The organism is Paenibacillus sp. MMO-58 (genome assembly GCF_037146255.1).
GTDB lineage: Bacteria > Bacillota > Bacilli > Paenibacillales > Paenibacillaceae > Pristimantibacillus.
This window is the reverse complement of sequence record NZ_JBBCVY010000007.1, coordinates 129761-147826: the sequence shown is the minus strand read 5'-3', so window position 1 is coordinate 147826 and position 18066 is coordinate 129761. Positions and strand designations below refer to the sequence as shown.

Here is an 18066-nt window from a genome sequence, read left to right as displayed (position 1 = left end):
AAGAATTTGACTTAAGAAGAGGTGCATCATGACGGCCGCACAAGCGGGGAAGCCATCGAAGGAGTTTAATCTCTTATTTCTGACATGGCCGATTTTTCTGGAATTATTGTTATTTATGTTGATGGGGCTTGCCGATACCTTTATGCTGAGCGCAATCTCGGATAATGCGGTATCTGGCGTGGGCGCCTCCAATCAGTACCTGTTTATTGCTTTGCTGGTGCTCGAGGTTATCGGCAACGGCGCTTCGATCGTTGTTGCGCAATATATCGGATCGAGGCAGATGAAGGAAGCCGCCCAAATTTCGGCGCTTAGCATTACGCTGAACCTGATTGTTGGCCTTTTATTGAGCATCGTGTTTGTGATTTCTAACGGGCTGATCCTGCAGAGCCTGAACCTGCACGGCGAAGTGCTGGAGCATGCGAAGTCTTATCTGTCCTTCGTAGGCGGGTTTATTTTCCTGCAGGCGTTAATTAATTCCGTGTCGGCGATTATCCGGGTGCATGGCTTCACGAAGGAAGCGATGTTCGTCTCGCTGGGCATGAATATCATCCATTTGATCGGCAACTACGCGCTGATTTTCGGGCATTTCGGATTCCCGCAGATGGGCGTTCACGGTGCGGCGGTATCAACGGTCATCAGCCGGGCGCTGGCGCTGGTCGTTTTCTTCTGGATGCTGTATCGCATGATGGAAGTTCGCGTAAAGATTCGCTATTATTTCACATTATCCAAGTCGTATATTGGCAAAATATTAAAAATCGGCATTCCGTCCGCTCTTGAGCAGGTCATGTATCAAGGCTGCCAGATGGTCTTCCTGTATTATGCGACCTTCCTTGGCGAAGAATCGCTTGCCGCTCGTCAATATGCGGCTAATGTCTCGCAGTTCATTTATTTAATGGCCTTCTCGATTGGATTAGGCACATCGATTATCGTAGGCCGGATGATCGGCGCTGGCCGCCAGACGGATGCTTATTACCGGGTATGGTACAGTACGGGTTGGGCTTCCGCATCGACCGCGGTGATGATTGCGGTGGTAATGATTTTCCGCGAGCAACTGATGACGATGTTCACGAACGATCCGGAAATTATCCGCCTGGGCGCAAACGTCCTGCTCTACAGCGTTATACTGGAGACGGGCCGCACAATCAACATTATTCTCGTGAACTCGCTTCGCGCATCCGGGGACGCCAAGTTCCCGTTATGGGCGGGTACGGTGTCGATGGTGGGCATGAGCCTCCCGCTTGGTTACTTCTTCGTGTTCCAGCTTGATATGGGCCTTCCCGGAATCTGGCTTGCGATTGCGGCAGATGAATGGCTGCGGGCCTTTGCGATGTTCTTCCGCTGGCGGAGCCGGGCGTGGGAGAAGCATGCGCTCGTAAAGCGGGCTCCCGCGGATCAACCGGTGACGACCGCTACGTAACATTGGCATAAGGAGAATTAAGCTATGACTTCTACTGCAATGGAGCAGCCCATTCATTCTTATCATCTCATCGCGCAGACCTGCCTGCTTGCAGGCAAAATCATATTGCAGAACGGCGGCGAGACGTACCGTGTGGAGGATACCATGGTGCGGATCGCCGCTGCTTACGGTATTTCGGGTGCGCAGAGCTATGTCACGCCAACCGGCATTTTGTTTGCGATGGACGCTTCCGTGCCGACCACTAGACTGATTCGCATCTCGGAGCGATCGACAAACCTGCGCAAGGTGACGTTAGTGAACGATATATCGCGGCGCATCAGTCAGGGGAAGCTGGAGGTGAGCGAGGCTCACCGCCTGCTGACGGAGATCGACGAGTTGTCCTTCGCCTACCCCACCTGGCTGCAGGTGCTTGTGGCCGCGGTATCGAGCGGCTGCTTCCTCGTTATGTTCGGCGGCCCGTGGCATGACTTTCTGGCGGCTGTCCTGGCGGGAGGATTAGGCTTCGGCAGCATGGTGCTGCTGCACCGGCTGGTGCCGGTTAAGCTGTTTGCGGAGTTTGTAGCTTCCTTGATTCTTGGCGGGGTAACGATTCTGCTTGTAAAAAGCGGACTAGCCCTTAATATGGATACCGTCATTATCGGCTCCGTTATGCCGCTGGTGCCCGGTCTGCATATTACGAATGCCGTGCGCGACCTGATGGCTGGCCATCTTGTGTCGGGACTGTCCAAAGGGGTAGAAGCGTTTCTGACGGCGTTTGCCATCGGCGCGGGCATCGCGGCGGTGCTGTCATTTTACTAAAGTCGAGGAGGGGACGGGCATGTCGGGAGTGTTGTGGATCGAACAAGCGGTTACAAGCTTTATTGCATCGGCGGCGTTTGGCCTTATTTTTAACTCGCCTAGACAGATGCTTCCCCAATGCGGCGTTGTTGGAATGGTAGGCTGGCTGTTGTACAGGTCCTGCACGGAAATGGGACTGGAGACGATTCCGGCTACGCTGATTGCCGTCATTATCGTAGCCGTGATCAGCCAGCTGTTCGCGAAGCTGTACAAGACGCCGATTATCGTATTTAGCGTTGCGGGCATTATCCCGCTTGTGCCGGGCGGCATCGCTTACGATGCGATGCGCAGGGTCGTGGAGAACGACTATGATGTCGCGGTTCAGCTTGGCGTCAAAGCCTTTATGATTTCGGGCACGATTGCGATTGGTCTCGTTTTGTCAGAGGTGGTCAACCAGACGATCCGCCGTTTGGAGCGGTTATAGGTTGTAAATAGGAGGGCGTGTCCGCGCATGAGGCGGAGGCGTTCTTTTCTCATTTTTCGGGAGGAGGAAGTTGAATGCAGTTTTATATGGTGGATGTGTTTGCGGAACGGAAATATCAGGGGAATCAATTGGCGGTGCTGCTGCCGGACAGAGAGCTCGAGACTTCCGAAATGCAGCAGATTGCGATGGAGTTCAATTACTCCGAGATTACTTTCATTATGTCGGATAAGCTGGCTGACGGGGGTTATAACGTTCGCATCTTTACGCCTGACGCGGAAATTCCGTTTGCGGGCCATCCTTCGCTAGGGACGGCCTATGTCATTCGGCATCTGTACGAGAAGGAAGGGAAGGAGCCTGTTCGGTTGAATCTTGGCGTGGGTCAGATTCCCGTCTCGTTTGAAGAAGGGGAGAATCCCGTCCTGTGGATGACGCAGAAGCAGCCGGCCTTTGGCGAGGTTGTTGATCCGTCGGTTATCGCGGACATCCTCCAGATCAACGTGGAAGATCTAGCTGCAGACTTGCCGATCCGGGTCGCTTCAACGGGTTTGCCTTCCGTTATCGTACCCGTGAAGACGCTGGATGCGGTAAAGCGCTGCTCCATCCATCATCAGAAGTTCGGGCAGTTCCTCAAGGATACAGCGGATGCCAACCTTCTTGTGTTCACGGAAGAAACGGTGCATGAGGCTAACGATCTTCATGTCCGTGTGTTTGTGAATGATACCGGGTATTACGAGGATCCGGCAACTGGCAGCGCAAACGGCAATCTGGCCGGTTATCTGCTGGAGCATGAGGTGCTTGGCGCAAGCGATATCCAGCTTCGGGTAGAGCAAGGTTACTCCGTTGGACGGGACTCCCTGCTGCTGATTGATGCCTCGAAGAAGAACGGGGAATTCGAGATTAAGATAGGCGGCAAAGTGTTCCTCGTGGCGAAGGGCGAGTGGATGTAATTGAATACTCTGCTGTACGGGATCAATAGGAATGGTTCGGTGGAGGTATGCTGTGAACAAAAAAAAATACCTGTTTTTTTCGATTGTTGTAGGGGTCTTGGCCTATATATTTTTAAGCTTATACTTAGGAAAAGAACAATCTATACTCTCCAACGATGTTATTCAGGCAGATATTCTCAATGATAATCAAGCTGTTGAAGAGGAGATAAGAAATTCCGCCAGCCTAATTAAAGATGTCACTTTCACCAAAGTGAATGCTGATACGATGGGGACATCACAGCTTGTTGGCTATGCGTATGAGACGGAAGCAATAGCTAGATACAGGGGGTGTCTTTTGACCCTGTTTGGTGAACCCAATGAGGAGTCAACTAACTTAGAACAAGCTTTTACCTATGTTATCAGAGCGCAGAGGAGCGACGGAAGCAGCTGGATTTTGACGGCTTATGAGGGTCAATCGGGATTTGCAATCGGGGGAATGAAGGATGTGCCATTGTCTGCCGAGATGGCCTACCTCTTAAAGCAAAGGATTGATGAGATGGAGCCTTCTGATTTCAACAGAAAGGGAATGACCTACCCGGATACTGGGGAGATCTATTCCTACGGATGCAAAAACGGGATATGCTACGCGAATAAAGAGGGCTAAGCGCGGTTGGTAGGCGGTAAAATTGCGATTACGGCCTTGCGGGCGTTATACTGAATAGGAATACTACCGGTCATCACACAAAGAGGCGGCCGGAGCCAGGAGGCAAGAAGCATGAATCTTCTTAGCAGTGTATCGCAGTTCCAACAACTGAAACAATTGATTACTCGGTTTATGATGACGTATAAGTTTGCGCTGGACGAAATGGAGACCAAGATCGAAATTCTGAAAGAGGAATTTCAAATGCTCCATGACTATAACCCGATTGAGCATACCAAATCCCGGCTGAAATCCCCGGAGAGCATTATGAATAAGCTGGTCCGCAAAAATCTGGAGATTTCGCTGCCAAGCATCAAGAACAATATCCGGGATATCGCGGGTCTGCGCATTACGTGCTCTTTTATTAAAGATATTTATCTTATTTCCGAAATGCTGAAGAGACAGTCCGACCTGAAGGTGATTGAGGTTAAGGACTATATCAAGAATCCGAAGCCTAACGGGTACAAAAGCCTGCATATGCTTATCGAGGTGCCGGTCTTCCTGTCCGACCGCGTGGAGCATGTGTGCATCGAGGTGCAGATCCGGACGATAGCGATGGATTTCTGGGCAAGCCTGGAGCATAAAATTTTCTACAAATACAATGCCGCGGTACCGGAAGGTTTGCTGCAGGAGCTGAAGGCCGCTGCTGACTCGGTAACGGCTCTTGACCGCCAGATGGAACGTCTGCACATGGAGATGGGCGAGATTAAGGGAGACAACGTGATTGATGCCGAGGAGCAGCTCCGCATGCTGCAAATCGACAATCAGCAGTTCAACATTCCAATCGCGCTGCTCGAGATGATCGGCGAGAAACCGGAAAATTAATAAGTAGAGTGTCGATACATGCTTATCGGCACTTTTGTTGTTATAAGGAGGAAAAGCGTTTGAAGTTAATTATAGATTCGTTTCCTTTTCGGCTGGAACAGGGCTATGAACTAGGCTATGGACCTGCCGCTTATGGGACGATGGCCAAGGTAATATTAGCTTTTCGCGAGCCGGGTACGGATGTCTTGTTTCAATATACGAATTGGGACCGGGATAAGGATCCGCATAAAGAGAGCCTGATGATGGACGCGGCGGAGACGTTTCATGCCGGTGCTATCCTTGACCCGGACCATACGATTAGTACGGCCGTGAAGGCGATATTGCTTCGCCACTATGCACCGGAACGTGACCCGAAGGCGAGTCAGGCTGTAATGGACCAGCTGCTGGCGTACTTCCAGGAAGTCCCGCTGAACGAGCTGAATGAAGAGCTGCTGCGAAAAATCGGGTCTGCCGTGTACGAGGTTTATGGAACTTATACGCTGGAAGATGAGGGTGAGGCTACGCAATCTTTCGTAAACAGCCGGTTGGCTGATACCAATGCGGTCTGGCTGCTGCCTAACGATCGTCCGGTTTATTTCAAAAACATATTGTGGTACCGGGTCAACGCACAAGAGGAAATCATACGTGCATTTGAGCTCACGGACTGGTGGTTTACCGGAGCAATTGTGGAACAGAACAAGCCGGTGGAGGAGTATCGTTATTTCCTGAACTATACGGAAGAGAATGCAGGTGCGGTACTGTATATAACCGCCAGGGATCCGCAGCATTTCAAGACAGTAGTAGTGCCTAGGTTGAAGGAGCTGCTGGGGGAAGAGCTGGAGATTACGGGTTGAGAGGACTATATCGAGCTCTGTAAAGCTGGTGGGGCGATGGTGCCACGCGAAGTTTGATGATGAGTTTTTTCGTTTTTTAAGGTCCCTTAGGGGCCTTAAGTGAGCTGACCGAGCTCGTTCGAGGTCGTTTAAGGCCCTTGAGGGACCTTAAGTTGACGCAAGGAGCTGCATGCGGCATCCTATTGGCGGGTTTATCGTGGGTTAAGGTCCCTTAAGGATCTTAAGTGAGGCTTAAAAGTCTGTATGAGGGTGCTTAAGATCCCTGGGGGGCCTTAAGTTAACTGGAGTTCCCCGAATGTAACAGCTATCGATTTAAATAAGGCCCTCGCAGGGTCTTATTGATCGCGAATGAGTCAATGTTAACCTAAATAAGACCCTGGCGGGGTCTTATTTAGGCGTAAACACACTGAAATGGCAATATAAGCGGGGAATGAATCATCGATAAGACCCTGCTGGGGTCTTATTCAGGCGTACACATACTCAAACGGCCCATGTAAACGGCGAATGAAAACGAAAAAAAGACCCTCGCAGGGTCTTTTTTTCGTTTTCAACGCTATATCGCGTAGCGGTTATGCAAAGTCTCCCCCATTTCGCGGACCTGTTCGGCCGTCGGCAGGATAAGGCTGCCCACCGCTGGGCGGCCTTCCTGGGCGGCCATGATGACCTGCTTTACAGCTGCCGCGAACGCAAGCGAAGCATCCGCCCCAAGTCCGGCAAGCTCCTCCAGGCTGGCGGTGCTGTCCGCCGTTACGACGGGGAAGTCGGCCGCATCCGCGCCCGCTGCCGCAATATCATAGAACGAGCGGACCAGCCGGGCACGCTCCGCGCCGGAGCCCTCCGCCACAATAAAGGCTTGAATGATGACCGCATTGACCTGGCGCCGCTGAGCGATGCCGCAGAATTTGTAGCCGCCGATGCTGAGGTCGAAATCGCCGGGGCAATAGGCTCCGCTGATCTCGCCCTTGTCGACCTGCCTGCCCGATGCCTGCAGCGCCAGCCGAATGAGCTCGTACATCTGCTCGAAGTTGTCGTGAAAGTGGAAATCAAGCACGTCGCTTTTCGGCAAGATTAACGACAGGTTTACAATGCCGGTATCCAGCGGAACAGCGGCTCCGCCTGAATTGCGCACCGCGGTGTCCCATCCGGCCGTTTCCAGCAAATCACGGGCTGCTCCGGCTCCCGGCAGGCGGCTGTCGCGCAGTCCCATGATGAAAGCGCGGGGATGGCGCCACAAATGGCATATAGCCGGTCCGCCTCTTCCGGTGCTTCTGCACAGCAGCTCGTCCAAGGCGAAGGCATACAGCGGGTCTTCCTCCGAGAAATCGTTCATCCGGTCCAGCAGGACAAGCCCCCGATCCCCAAGCTGCTCGATAGCGCTCCATTTCATCTTTCTTATCTTCCTCTCCTACCCATTCAATACTCCCATCATACTGATACCGTCCCGCCAAAACAAGGGATGCGGGCAACCGCCATATATCCGCCGCTGCCTGCCGGGTAGCCTGTACGGAGCAAGCGCTCTATGAATATACTGCTCCTAAGCGAGGCAAGTTGATAGGTCGGAGGATGATTGAGCAGTGACGAATATGAGGACGATTTTGGAGGCGCTGCCTCCGCGGCAGGTTAACAATAAGCTGTTTATCGGGCCCTTTACGATGGGCACGCCAATCGTGCTGTCGTGGACGGAAAATACGATTGGAACGATCGGTAAGTTCTGTTCGGTATCCAATACCGCAACGATATTTCTAGGAGGTAATCATCACTACGAGTGGATCAGTTCGTTCCCTTTTACCGCGTACATGACGCAGTATTTTACGGAAGGCGCGTATTCCAATGGCAATGTTACGATCGGCAATGACGTGTGGATCGGGCATTACTCTACGATTTTGTCCGGCGTTACGATTGGTCACGGGGCAATTGTAGGCACGCATGCGCTGGTGACGAAGGACGTACCTCCTTATGCGATCGTTGGCGGGAACCCTGCCCGCATCATCAAGTACCGTTTTCCGCCCGATGTTATTGAGAGACTGCTTCAGGTGAAATGGTGGGACTGGGAGGTGCAGCAGATTGAAGCGGCCGTTCCGCTGCTTCAGCAGGCGAATCTGAAGCCGTTCTTCCGTTATTGCACGAGACTAGGCAAATAGGGGGAAGAGAAGAGCATGCCGGGAGGTATGCTCTTTTTTTCGTTTTCTATTAAAATTGCTACATACCCTATAAAAATAGCATTTACACCTTCTGTAAGTTCCTGTAAAATCCAAGGAAACGACGGAATTTGACAGCGGTTACATTATAAACGGCATGATGATGCCTGAAGAAAAAGGGGTTGAGGAGAATGACGGATTCTGCTCACGATGTCAAGGATTATACGGAAGAGCAGACCTTGCTTCGGGTGGATGGGCTAAAGCGTACTTTTGGACGCGGTTCCGGCGCTGCTGTTGTCCTGCAGGGCGTTAATCTATCGATTGCGCGCGGACGCCTGGTTGCTTTGAAGGGGAGATCGGGCTCGGGAAAAACAACGCTGCTTAATCTCCTCGGGGCACTGGATTCGCCCACGGAAGGGACTGTAGATTTCGACGGTATTGCGCTAAGCGGACTGTCCGACAAGGCGCGGGGCGATATCCGCAGGACGCAGATGGGGCTGATCTTCCAGTCCTTCGCGTTATTTCCCCTTATGTCCGCTTACGAGAACGTAGAATTCGCCATGCGGATAGCCGGCGTTCCGGCATCGGCGAGGAAGGAAGCGGCCCTGCAGGCTCTTGACTACGTCGGCCTGAAGCCGCGGATGCATCACCGCCCCTTCGAGATGTCCGGCGGCGAGCAGCAGCGGACGGCGATCGCCCGGGCGATTGCCCATAAGCCTAAGCTGCTGCTCGCCGACGAGCCTACGGCGGAGCTGGACAGCCGGACCGGGCTGCATATTTTAAGCGTGCTGCGCAATCTTGTTCGGGAAGAGGGCATGACGGTCGTCATGACGACACACGACCCGGCCATTATGGAAATTGTGGATGAAGTCTATGAACTGGAGGATGGAACCATTGTTGAAGCTGCGAAATTATAGTTTAGCTTTTGCCCTGACCGTTAGCCTGTCCTTGCTTGCGGGCTGCTCGCTTATTCCAAGCGAGGAAGAGCCCCTGAAGCCGCCGCTCGTCAAGCCGGCGGAGCAGAATTATTCGACCGACGAGGTGAAGACGGGCGATATTCGACGTGAAGTGAAAGGCTCGGGTGTGTTCGAATCCACGGCAAGCGAATATGCCCAGTTCAAATCGCAGGGCGGACGGCTGAAGAAGCTGTACGTTTCCTCCGGCGATAAGGTCAAGAAAGGCGATTTGTTAGCCGAGCTTGTCGTAGACGGCCTGGATGTGCAGACGCTGGAGCAGAAGCTGGCGGCGGAGCGGGCCGAATACGCCTTGAAGCAAGCGAAGCAAGGCGGCAATGCGCAAGAAATACATATTGCCCAGCTGCAGCTGGAGATCGAACAGCTGAAGCAGGACAAGCTGGAGCAGACCGCCGAACAGAGCAAGCTTCGCGCGACGATGGACGGCCAAGTCATCTTTGTCGAAGAGCTGGCAGAGGGGGATTTCGTGCAGCCTTACCAGACGCTTGTTCGGGTGGCGGATCCAACCAAGCTTCGGTTTTCCTATCGCTCTTCCGATGCCGGCAGCATCGGCGAAGTCCAGGTGGGCATGAATGCGGTGATTACCGCAGGCAAAAATTTCGAAACGACGGGCAAGGTTGTGCAGACGCCGTCCTCCGCGCCGCTGACAACCGATCCGGACCTCAAATCCAAATACAGCAGCACGCTATACGTGAATGTCGACAAGCTTCCGGAGGGTGCGGAGATTGGCTCGAGCGCGAACGTATCCATCATCCTCACGGAGCATAAGAATGTGGTCCTTATTCCGAAGAGCGGGCTACGTTCCTATCTGGGACGTACGTTTGTCCGCGTGCTGGACGGGAAAGCCCTGCGGGAAGTTGACGTCGAGGTAGGCATTCAATCGGCAACAGAGGTGGAAATCGTCCGCGGGCTGAAGGAAGGCCAGACGATCGTTCTGAACTAATTCTTTTTTTCGCGAAGTGGAGGCTTACCTGTGGCTTTATTGTCCATGATTGTGCGCAAAATGACGCAAAACAAATGGCTGGAGCTCAGCCTTCTGATCGGACTTGTCCTGACAGTCGGCCTCGTCTCCAGTATTCCGACGTATACGGAGGCCATTCTGTCCCGCATGCTGGTGAAGGAACTGGAGTCCTCGCAGCTGAGCTCTTACCCGGGCACGATGAATATGAAATTCACGTATATCGGCGTGAACAACGCGGAGCAGCGCATCAAGCAGATGCAGGCGAATGAAAGGTTTATGACGGGCAAAGTGATTCCGATGATCCCGGTGAATCTGATCGAGAAGACCTCTGATTTATACACATCCGCGTTTGATCTTAGTCTTGACCAGGCTCCGCCTCCGGGCGAGAAGAAAAAGATATACCGCACGAGCTTGACCAGCGTCAAAGACCTCGAGCAGCATATCAAGCTGATTGACGGTCGGATGCCGGCGGATAAGCCGGTAGACGGCGTGTACGAGGTGCTCGTGACGGAAAAAGGTCTAAACACGCTGCGTACGGTACTCGGTACGGTGTTTGTCTTCGAGGATCTCAATAAAAACGAAGTCCGGGTAAAGCCGGTTGGCATCATGACGAAGAAAGAGGACGATGATCTTTTCTTCCTGTCTCCGGATTTGAGCGGATTTACGAGTTCCCTGATCATGAGCAGCGACGTTTTGGATAAGGAGTTTATTCAGACGCACCGCCTGCTTGTTAATTCGAATGCTTGGCATATCGTACCGAAATATCAGGATCTGGAGCTCCGCAATATTGACGGTTATCTGAAGGCTGCCGAAACCATGAAGGCACAGGTAAAAGCCAATTACCACTATACGCTGGAAGCGCAATATGTCGAGGTTATCGACCGTTACTTCAAAAGCTCCGATAATTTGCGCATTCTGATGTGGTCGCTCAACGTTCCCGTACTCGCGATGCTTGGCCTGTACGTCTTTATGGTATCGAATCTGATTACGAACCGGCAGAAGACCGAAATTGCCGTTCTGCGCAGCCGCGGTGCCGCCCGCTGGCAGATTATGCTGTCCTATCTGGCGGAATATACGCTGCTTGGCGCGATAGCGGTCGCTGCGGGACCGCCGCTCGGAATGTTCCTGACGAAGGTGCTGGGCTCCTCGAACGGTTTTATGTCCTTCGTTCAGCGCTCCGGCATCCGCGTTCATCTGAACAGCGAGGTCTATTTGTATGCGGCGGCGGCAGCAGTTACCGCTCTGATCGTCATGTTAGTGCCGGTCGTTTTTGCGACCAAAACCACGATTGTCGGGCATAAGCAGCAGCTGGCCCGCATGCGGCAGACGCCGTTCTGGCATAAGCTGTTCCTTGACGTGATTGCCCTTGCCGTGTCCTTGTACGGACTTAAAGTCTTCCACGAGCGGATGAAGACGCTGCAAACGCTTGGCCTCGATAATGAAGCGCTGCATATCGATCCGCTGCAGTTCGCGGTGCCTGCCTTGTTCATTTTGGGCGGAGGTATGCTGCTGCTAAGGGTATACCCTTATTTCTTGCGATTAATCTATTGGGTCGGGCGCAAATGGTGGCCGCCTTCGATGTATGCGACGCTTATTCAGGTCGGACGTTCGAGCGCGGGTTATCAGTTCCTGATGGTATTCCTGATGATGACGATCGCCACCGGCATGTTTAGCGCAAGCGCCGCCCGCACCATCAATCATAACGGAGAAGACCGGATCCGGTATGCGAGCGGGGCGGACGTTGTTCTTCAGGCGAACTGGCCAAACGACAAGCCACCGGAAAATCCGGGAGGAGGGCCGCAGCAGCAACAGGCGGCCGTCACGCTGACAAAGCCGGTCATCCACTATTCGGAGCCGCCTTTTGAGCCTTATACCCAGCTTGCCGGCGTCGAGAGCACGGCAAAAGTGCTGATTCATGACAATGCATCCTACAGCACCGAGGAAGGCTCCGGCTCCGCCAAGCTGGTTGGTATCGATACGGACGAATTCGGTCAGACGGCCTGGTTCCGCGACGGATTGCTTGATTATCCGTTCTATGATTATTTGAACCTGATGGCTGCAGCGCCTAATGCGGTGCTGATCTCGAAAACCTTGGCCGACGAGAATAAGCTGAAGGCCGGAGATACGATCTGGGTAGGCTGGGATGGCATCGATATGCAGCCGTTTGTCGTATATGCCGTGGTGGATTATTTCCCTACCTTTAATCCGAATCCGCGGGATGCCGAGACGCCGGCACCTAAGCTCATTGTGGGAAGCCGCCTGCAGATTCAGACTTATTTGTCGCTTGAGCCTTATCAGGTATGGCTGAAGATGAAGCCGGACGCAAGCGTAAACGATTTGTACCGGGATATCGAAGACAAAAAGCTAAGCATTGTTGATATTTCCGATATGAAGAGCAAGCTGACTACGGCCAAATCGGATCCGTTCCTGATGGCGGTTAACGGCACCTTGACGCTTGGGTTTATTATCTCGCTTGTCATCAGCTTAGCTGGGTTCCTGCTCTATTGGACGCTGGTGCTGCGAGGGCGGATGCTGCAAAACGGAATTATGCGGGCGATGGGCTTGTCCTTGCGCCAATTAATCGGAATGCTGACGGTCGAGCAGATGCTGACCTCCGGGGCCGCGATTGTGATCGGTCTGGTCACGGGGCTGACGGCCAGCCGTTTATTTGTTCCTCTGTTCCAGAATGCCTTTGACGCGAAGCAGCTGGTACCGCCGTTTAAAGTGATGGTCGACCCGATTGACTCGATCCGGATCTACGTCTTCGTGGGATCCACCATTCTGATCGGCCTTATTATTCTGGGCTACATGCTCTCGCGCCTCAAAATCCATCAGGCTATTAAGCTGGGGGAGGATTAACCGTTGATACATTGCGAAGGTTTGGTCAAAATCTACAAGGCAAACGATCTGGAAGTATTTGCGCTGCAAGGCCTTGACCTCCATGTGGAGGCCGGTGAGTTGATGGCGATTATCGGCAACAGCGGCAGCGGCAAATCTACGCTTCTGAATATGCTAGGCGGGCTTGACCGCCCGACGGCAGGCAGTCTGACGGTGGACGGCAAGGATCTGATGAAGTTCAAGGAACGGGATTTCGTGAAATATAAGCGGGAGAGCGTAGGCTTCGTCTGGCAAAATAACGCCAGAAACCTGATTCCTTATCTGACCGCGCAGCAAAATGTCGAGCTGCCGATTCTGCTGAACGGCCGCCGCAAGCAGCAGCGGGCGCGCGAGCTGCTCGAAGCGGTGGGGTTATCCCACCGTGCCCATCATAAGCTGCAGCAGCTGTCCGGCGGGGAGCAGCAGCGGGTGGCGATCGCCATTGCGTTAGCCAATCATCCGCGGCTGCTGCTGGCCGACGAGCCTACCGGCTCGGTCGATACGAGGATGGCGGCGCAAATTCTGGAGTTGTTCCGTACGCTAAACCGGGAGCTTGGGCTTACGGTGGTGATCGTAACCCATGATCCGGAGCTGGCCCGCAAGGTGGACCGCGTTGTAGCAATCCGGGACGGCAAAATCTCCTCGGAGATGCTTCGCCGCAAATCGTATATGGAGGAGCTTGCCGAGCTGGCGGAGGATGAGACGGAGAGCGAATCTCATGTCGAGTATGCGGTGCTGGACAAAGCAGGCCGCCTCCAAGTGCCGCATGGCTATTTGGAGGCGGCCGGATTTAAGGATCATCGCAAGGCGCGGGTCCAGTTGGAGAACGGCAGAATTATGCTATCTCCGCCGGAAGAGGGTTAACGAAGGGGAATACGGATTTCGACGCAGGTCCCTTCGCCGGGCTTGCTGTCGTATCGGATCGTTCCTTTATGCTGCTGGATAATTTGCTGACTGATCATAAGGCCGAGGCCGTTGCCCTCGGCCTTTCGCGTGAAGAAAGGCTCGCCCAGCCGCGCTAGATCCTCCTCGGAGATGCCCACTCCTTGATCCTTGATCCGGATCAGAATGTTCTCTTCCGATTCCCGCGCCAGCTCCAGCGTCAGCTCGCCGCCGTCCGGCATAGCTTCCATGCCGTTTTTCATCACATTCACAAGCACCTGCTTAAGCTGGTTGGATTCGCATCGAAGAGGCGGAACGCCGGGCTCCAGACAAGTGATCATCTGAACGTTATGGATATTGGCCTCGGAGTCAAGAAGGACGATAATATCATTCATAATCGCATACAGATCCGCTTCCTGATAACGATCGGCCTGCGGCTTCGCGAATACGAGAAACTCGCTTACGATGAGGTTGATCCGGTCAAGCTCGGAAAGCATGATATTCAGGTAAGACTTGTCCAGCCTGCTATCCTTCTGCATCAGTTGGACGAAGCCGCGCAGGGTGGTAAGGGGATTGCGTACTTCATGGGCGACTCCCGCCGCAAGCTGTCCGACAACCGACAGCTTCTCCGACCGGCGCATGATCTCTTCCGTCCGTTTGCGCTCGGCAATATCCCTCGCAATGGATGCGTAAGCAACAAAATATCCGCGTTCATCCCGAATGCCGGACAACGTAATGCTCACTTCAACCGGTTGCCCGTCCTTGCTGTACAGAACGGTTTCATAGTCCGTTACCTGTCCGCCGTTCAGAATGATTTTTCCCTTTTCTACAAGCTCGGCCAAAACTTCAGGCGTAAACATGGACAGCTTTTGTCCGGCAGCCTCTGCCAGCGTCCAGCCGAACATCGTCTCAAAGGCCTTGTTCGCATCTATCGTTCTGCCCTCAAGATCCACGACATGAATGGCGTCGGAGGTATTGTTGATGAACGATTCCAAATATTGCTTCGTATGGAGAAGCTCCTTGGCCGCAGCGGTAAGCTGCGTCTGGTAACTGTGCAGATTAGAGCTCATGGCGTTGACCTGCGAGGCTAACGCGCCAAACTCATTATTGCTGTCGAGCTCAATCTGTTCGCCAAAGTTGCCCCTCGAAATATCGTGGACCCGCTGCATAATCATTTCCAGTGTCCGGATCATAAATCCCGCAATGAGGGAACTGCAGGCAATAGCGGCGCCAATCAGGCCAAGCGAGATCAGGATCTGAATAAGAAGCTGATGATATAAAGGCTCCTTAATGGCGGCATAATTGAAATTTACAACAATAACGGATTTGCTTGTTCCAGACATGGGGATAAAGCTCTTCAGAACTTTATGACCGTGAATCTTTACTTTTGTGGTGACAATCCCGCCGGTCTGATCGGCTTTCATCAGATTGGTGTAGTCATGGAGATCGATGTAATTGTACCTGCCGAATATCATGCTCTGATTATCCAGCTTGTAAGGCGGTACCTTTTTGTTCAAGGAAACAACTTGGGGATCATTATAAAAAGCCGGGCTGAACCCGGATATTTCGAGAATCGAAGGGTTATCCGCAATAATCTGCTGTGCAATGGCATCACTGCTCTTCAGGTTCTCCAGATTAAAAAACGCCCCGGCATGAACGATGGGATTAATCAGGTAGTTGGTCTTGTCATTATAATAAAAGCCTAATTTGTTGACGTCATTCAAATCGGAAGGAATGATCGTAATCGGCGGAGACCAGAAATGATTAAGCTTCTGGCCTTGGGGAATGATGACCTGGCGCATTTCAAACAGCTGGCTGAAGGCGGTGTACCAGTAACCTAAAGATTTGGAGCTTGCTCCTATCGCCTTTGAATTGGAGGATTTCTGAGCGGTTATGTCGTCCCCGTCCTTCGCCCAGAGCGTAATATAATCCACGCCTAGCTCCTGGCTTAATCTGACGAGCTGCTCGTTGCTGATATTGTTAATATCCGGATCAAGCTTATCTTGCGCGGAGATGGAGGCGAGCCGAAGCTTCTCGCCGACGGAATCCTCGATAAGCTGCTTTGACCTTTGCGCGGCATCCAGGGTTTCGCCAATCTGCTTGGCAATGCCGATCATTTGCTGCTCGGCGCCTTTTTTTAATTGGGAAGAGGTCGAGAAATAGTAAATCGATAAGTTTAAGCTAAGAATGACAATGACGGTAAGCGATATGAACCAGGCCAGCTTGGTCTTGATAGACAAACGGTATTCCTCCTGAAGGTGCACAGCAATAGGATTATTTTACATATGGAATCTAGTATATCGCAGTTGGGAGAACAGGAACATAGCGGATTGTGTCGAAACAATCGATTAATTGTTAAATAGAAAAAGAGCATCCTCCAACCTGAGGCTGCTCTTTCTGTTTTTGAAGCAAAAACGGACTAATTCTCTTTGCGGCGCATAACCAGGGCGGCTGCCCCTATAATGATCAGCGCGATAGCAAGGAACGGACGTACAACCTCTACTTGATTGAGGAATGTTCCAAGCGAGAACACGGCGAAAAACAACAGTCCCAGTACGAGCAGGATGTTGATCGGAATCAGCAGCCACTTGTTGCGGTTGCCGAACCAGTAGAATTCGAAGAGGCCGGCTGCAACCGCGACGATAAAGCCGGGCCACATATACTCCCAGTTATTGAAGAGCATGGCGATCTGCGACGTCACGCCGGACACCAGCAGGATACCGCCCGGGATCAGGACGCCGATCCCTTTTCTCCCCGTCATGGAAAAATAAAGCCAGTGGAAGAACAAACCAAGCGGGATTACGAACAAGCTTGGCCAGAAGTAGCCGAACAGGTTACCCGGTCCGAAATGCATTCCCTTATTCAACAGTAAGTATGCTCCGAGAAGAATAAATACAGGGCCAAGAATGGTCCTTTTATTCATTGCGCTCATCTCCTTTAGGTACAGCATATCATGCGGGTTTTTGGAAGTCCTCATTCTTTAGGCTACAACCGGAACCCGACTAAAGTCCAGTCCTGTAAAAAATTCGTCGTATTAGTCATAATCTCACAGATTACGACATTTTACACCTCTTGTAGGATTCTATGAAAACGCTACAATTAAGGTATAAAGAAACAGGAGGTGATTACGATGAGCCATGAAGAAGAAGTCGTTCAAGCAGCAGCTGAAGAAGCTGTTGAAGAATCCGCTGAAGAGGTTGTAGCGGCTGCCGAGGAAGAGGCGGTTGAAGCAGCTGAAGAAGAAGCGGCAGTAGCCGAAGAAGAGGCTGCTATTTCCGAAGAAGAAGAGACTGATGCTGAAGAAGCATCCGATGACGAAGCAGAAGAACAATGATTACGGTCATTTTATAAAATATAGCGGTTATTCAATAACCCCCTCCGCGACCCGGAGGGGGTTATTTTCGTTTGCGTACGAGATATAGTATTTGCATGTAAGCTTGTCGCTTTGGTATGCTCATTATTGAACACCATATAAGGGAGAAGCACACATGATTATTATTAAGACGGAAGCGGAAATCAACCGCATGCATGAAGCCGGCAAGATTTTGGCCGAAATCCATAGACAAATCGCGAAGTTAATCGCACCGGGCATTACGACGCACGAGATTGATCAATTCGCCGAGAAGCTGATGAAGCAATACGGCGCGACACCGGAGCAGAAGGGCTATAAAGGCTATCAGTACGCAACCTGCGCATCGATCAACGATGTTATCTGCCACGGCTTTCCGAAGAAGGAGAAGCTGAAGGACGGCGACATCGTAACGATCGATATGGTCGTTAACCTGAACGGCTGGCTGGCAGACTCCGCATGGTCCTACCCGGTAGGCAATGTTTCCGAAGAAGCGGACCGTTTGCTGCGCGTGACCAAAGAATCTCTTTATAAAGGGATCGAGAAAGCCGTTGCCGGCAATCGGATCGGGGATGTATCCCATGCGATCCAGGCTTATGCCGAAGCGGAAGGCTTCTCGGTTGTCCGCGATTTCATCGGTCATGGCATCGGGCAAGAGATGCACGAGGATCCGCAGGTGCCGCATTACGGGCCGCCAAATAAAGGTCCGCGGATTAAGGAAGGGATGGTCTTCACCATTGAGCCGATGCTGAATGTGGGAACCTACCAAATGAAGATCGACTCGGACGGCTGGACGGCGCGTACAAGAGACGGCAAGCTGTCCGCCCAGTATGAGCATACGATTGCGATTACGGCGAACGGTCCGGTTATTCTGACCGAGCAATAAGCTAGAAGGTGTGAATGGTGTGAATAAGGGGATACGG

17 protein-coding genes are annotated in these 18066 nt (G+C 52.4%); 14 read left to right on the top strand and 3 right to left on the bottom strand.

Annotated features, from left to right (window positions below; translation table 11 throughout):
• Positions 1 to 28 precede the first annotated feature (28 nt).
• The 7 genes from WFJ73_RS20920 to WFJ73_RS20890 all read left to right on the top strand — a co-directional run bounded on the left by WFJ73_RS20920 (position 29) and on the right by WFJ73_RS20890 (position 5962).
• A complete protein-coding gene (locus WFJ73_RS20920; RefSeq protein ID WP_336774887.1) occupies positions 29 to 1417 on the top strand; it encodes an MATE family efflux transporter in 1389 nt (462 codons plus the stop codon).
• A gap of 24 nt (positions 1418 to 1441) precedes the next feature.
• Positions 1442 to 2215: a threonine/serine exporter family protein gene (locus WFJ73_RS20915; protein ID WP_336774886.1), complete on the top strand. Its 774-nt coding sequence runs from the start codon at positions 1442 to 1444 to the stop codon at positions 2213 to 2215.
• Positions 2216 to 2234: 19 nt separating this feature from the next.
• The gene (locus WFJ73_RS20910) at positions 2235 to 2678 is read left to right on the top strand and encodes a threonine/serine exporter family protein (protein WP_336774885.1); all 444 of its coding nucleotides are present in this window, start codon (positions 2235 to 2237) and stop codon (positions 2676 to 2678) included.
• A 74-nt stretch (positions 2679 to 2752) separates the two neighbouring features.
• A complete protein-coding gene (locus WFJ73_RS20905; RefSeq protein WP_336774884.1) occupies positions 2753 to 3625 on the top strand; it encodes a PhzF family phenazine biosynthesis protein in 873 nt (290 codons plus the stop codon).
• Positions 3626 to 3677: 52 nt separating this feature from the next.
• Positions 3678 to 4268: a hypothetical protein gene (locus WFJ73_RS20900; protein WP_336774883.1), complete on the top strand. Its 591-nt coding sequence runs from the start codon at positions 3678 to 3680 to the stop codon at positions 4266 to 4268.
• A gap of 111 nt (positions 4269 to 4379) precedes the next feature.
• The gene (locus tag WFJ73_RS20895; RefSeq protein ID WP_336774882.1) at positions 4380 to 5129 is read left to right on the top strand and encodes a GTP pyrophosphokinase; all 750 of its coding nucleotides are present in this window, start codon (positions 4380 to 4382) and stop codon (positions 5127 to 5129) included.
• Between the two features lie 59 nt (positions 5130 to 5188).
• Positions 5189 to 5962 carry a hypothetical protein gene (locus WFJ73_RS20890; RefSeq protein WP_336774881.1) on the top strand — a complete coding sequence of 258 codons (774 nt, stop codon included), beginning with the start codon at positions 5189 to 5191 and terminating at the stop codon, positions 5960 to 5962.
• A gap of 553 nt (positions 5963 to 6515) precedes the next feature.
• Here the strand turns inward: WFJ73_RS20890 and WFJ73_RS20885 are convergent.
• The gene (locus WFJ73_RS20885; protein WP_336774880.1) at positions 6516 to 7349 is read right to left on the bottom strand and encodes a lipoate--protein ligase family protein; all 834 of its coding nucleotides are present in this window, start codon (positions 7347 to 7349) and stop codon (positions 6516 to 6518) included.
• 196 nt (positions 7350 to 7545) lie between these two features.
• Here WFJ73_RS20885 and WFJ73_RS20880 point away from each other — a divergent pair, with 196 nt between their 5' ends.
• The 5 genes from WFJ73_RS20880 (at position 7546) to WFJ73_RS20860 (ending at position 13776) form a co-directional block, all read left to right on the top strand.
• Positions 7546 to 8103 (top strand): CatB-related O-acetyltransferase, encoded by a 558-nt coding sequence (locus WFJ73_RS20880; protein WP_336775076.1) that lies wholly within the window; start codon positions 7546 to 7548, stop codon positions 8101 to 8103.
• A 188-nt stretch (positions 8104 to 8291) separates the two neighbouring features.
• The gene (locus tag WFJ73_RS20875; RefSeq protein WP_336774879.1) at positions 8292 to 9017 is read left to right on the top strand and encodes an ABC transporter ATP-binding protein; all 726 of its coding nucleotides are present in this window, start codon (positions 8292 to 8294) and stop codon (positions 9015 to 9017) included.
• On the top strand, positions 8995 to 10017 hold the full coding sequence (locus WFJ73_RS20870) for an efflux RND transporter periplasmic adaptor subunit (protein ID WP_336774878.1): 1023 nt from the start codon (positions 8995 to 8997) through the stop codon (positions 10015 to 10017). The genes WFJ73_RS20875 and WFJ73_RS20870 overlap by 23 nt, the downstream gene beginning before the upstream one ends.
• Positions 10018 to 10047: 30 nt before the next feature.
• Positions 10048 to 12894, top strand: a complete 2847-nt coding sequence (locus WFJ73_RS20865) for an ABC transporter permease (RefSeq protein ID WP_336774877.1) — start codon at positions 10048 to 10050, stop codon at positions 12892 to 12894.
• Positions 12895 to 12897: 3 nt separating this feature from the next.
• Complete coding sequence (locus tag WFJ73_RS20860; RefSeq protein ID WP_336774876.1) at positions 12898 to 13776, top strand: ABC transporter ATP-binding protein; 879 nt, start codon at positions 12898 to 12900, stop codon at positions 13774 to 13776.
• Here the strand turns inward: WFJ73_RS20860 and WFJ73_RS20855 are convergent.
• Together WFJ73_RS20855 and WFJ73_RS20850 are read right to left on the bottom strand one after the other, a co-directional pair.
• Positions 13773 to 16034: an ATP-binding protein gene (locus WFJ73_RS20855; protein WP_336774875.1), complete on the bottom strand. Its 2262-nt coding sequence runs from the start codon at positions 16032 to 16034 to the stop codon at positions 13773 to 13775. The genes WFJ73_RS20860 and WFJ73_RS20855 overlap by 4 nt on opposite strands.
• A 179-nt stretch (positions 16035 to 16213) precedes the next feature.
• On the bottom strand, positions 16214 to 16717 hold the full coding sequence (locus WFJ73_RS20850; protein ID WP_336774874.1) for a hypothetical protein: 504 nt from the start codon (positions 16715 to 16717) through the stop codon (positions 16214 to 16216).
• A gap of 207 nt (positions 16718 to 16924) precedes the next feature.
• On the opposite strand from WFJ73_RS20850, the gene WFJ73_RS20845 reads away from it, so the two are divergent.
• Together WFJ73_RS20845 and map are read left to right on the top strand one after the other, a co-directional pair.
• Positions 16925 to 17128, top strand: coding sequence for a hypothetical protein (locus WFJ73_RS20845; protein WP_336774873.1), 204 nt, complete (start codon positions 16925 to 16927; stop codon positions 17126 to 17128).
• Positions 17129 to 17282: 154 nt separating this feature from the next.
• A complete protein-coding gene (gene map / locus WFJ73_RS20840) occupies positions 17283 to 18029 on the top strand; it encodes a type I methionyl aminopeptidase (RefSeq protein ID WP_336774872.1) in 747 nt (248 codons plus the stop codon).
• The last annotated feature ends 37 nt before the right edge of the window (positions 18030 to 18066 follow it).

What these genes read in the sequence shown, in the direction of transcription:
- WFJ73_RS20920 (WP_336774887.1), top strand. Translation starts at nt 29, where the DNA reads ATGACGGCCGCACAAGCGGGGAAGCCATCGAAGGAGTTTAATCTCTTA.
- WFJ73_RS20915 (WP_336774886.1), top strand. Translation starts at nt 1,442, where the DNA reads ATGACTTCTACTGCAATGGAGCAGCCCATTCATTCTTATCATCTCATC.
- WFJ73_RS20910 (WP_336774885.1), top strand. Translation starts at nt 2,235, where the DNA reads ATGTCGGGAGTGTTGTGGATCGAACAAGCGGTTACAAGCTTTATTGCA.
- WFJ73_RS20905 (WP_336774884.1), top strand. Translation starts at nt 2,753, where the DNA reads ATGCAGTTTTATATGGTGGATGTGTTTGCGGAACGGAAATATCAGGGG.
- WFJ73_RS20895 (WP_336774882.1), top strand. Translation starts at nt 4,380, where the DNA reads ATGAATCTTCTTAGCAGTGTATCGCAGTTCCAACAACTGAAACAATTG.
- WFJ73_RS20885 (WP_336774880.1), bottom strand. Translation starts at nt 7,349, where the DNA reads ATGAAATGGAGCGCTATCGAGCAGCTTGGGGATCGGGGGCTTGTCCTG.
- WFJ73_RS20880 (WP_336775076.1), top strand. Translation starts at nt 7,546, where the DNA reads ATGAGGACGATTTTGGAGGCGCTGCCTCCGCGGCAGGTTAACAATAAG.
- WFJ73_RS20875 (WP_336774879.1), top strand. Translation starts at nt 8,292, where the DNA reads ATGACGGATTCTGCTCACGATGTCAAGGATTATACGGAAGAGCAGACC.
- WFJ73_RS20850 (WP_336774874.1), bottom strand. Translation starts at nt 16,717, where the DNA reads ATGAATAAAAGGACCATTCTTGGCCCTGTATTTATTCTTCTCGGAGCA.
- WFJ73_RS20845 (WP_336774873.1), top strand. Translation starts at nt 16,925, where the DNA reads ATGAGCCATGAAGAAGAAGTCGTTCAAGCAGCAGCTGAAGAAGCTGTT.
- map (WP_336774872.1), top strand. Translation starts at nt 17,283, where the DNA reads ATGATTATTATTAAGACGGAAGCGGAAATCAACCGCATGCATGAAGCC.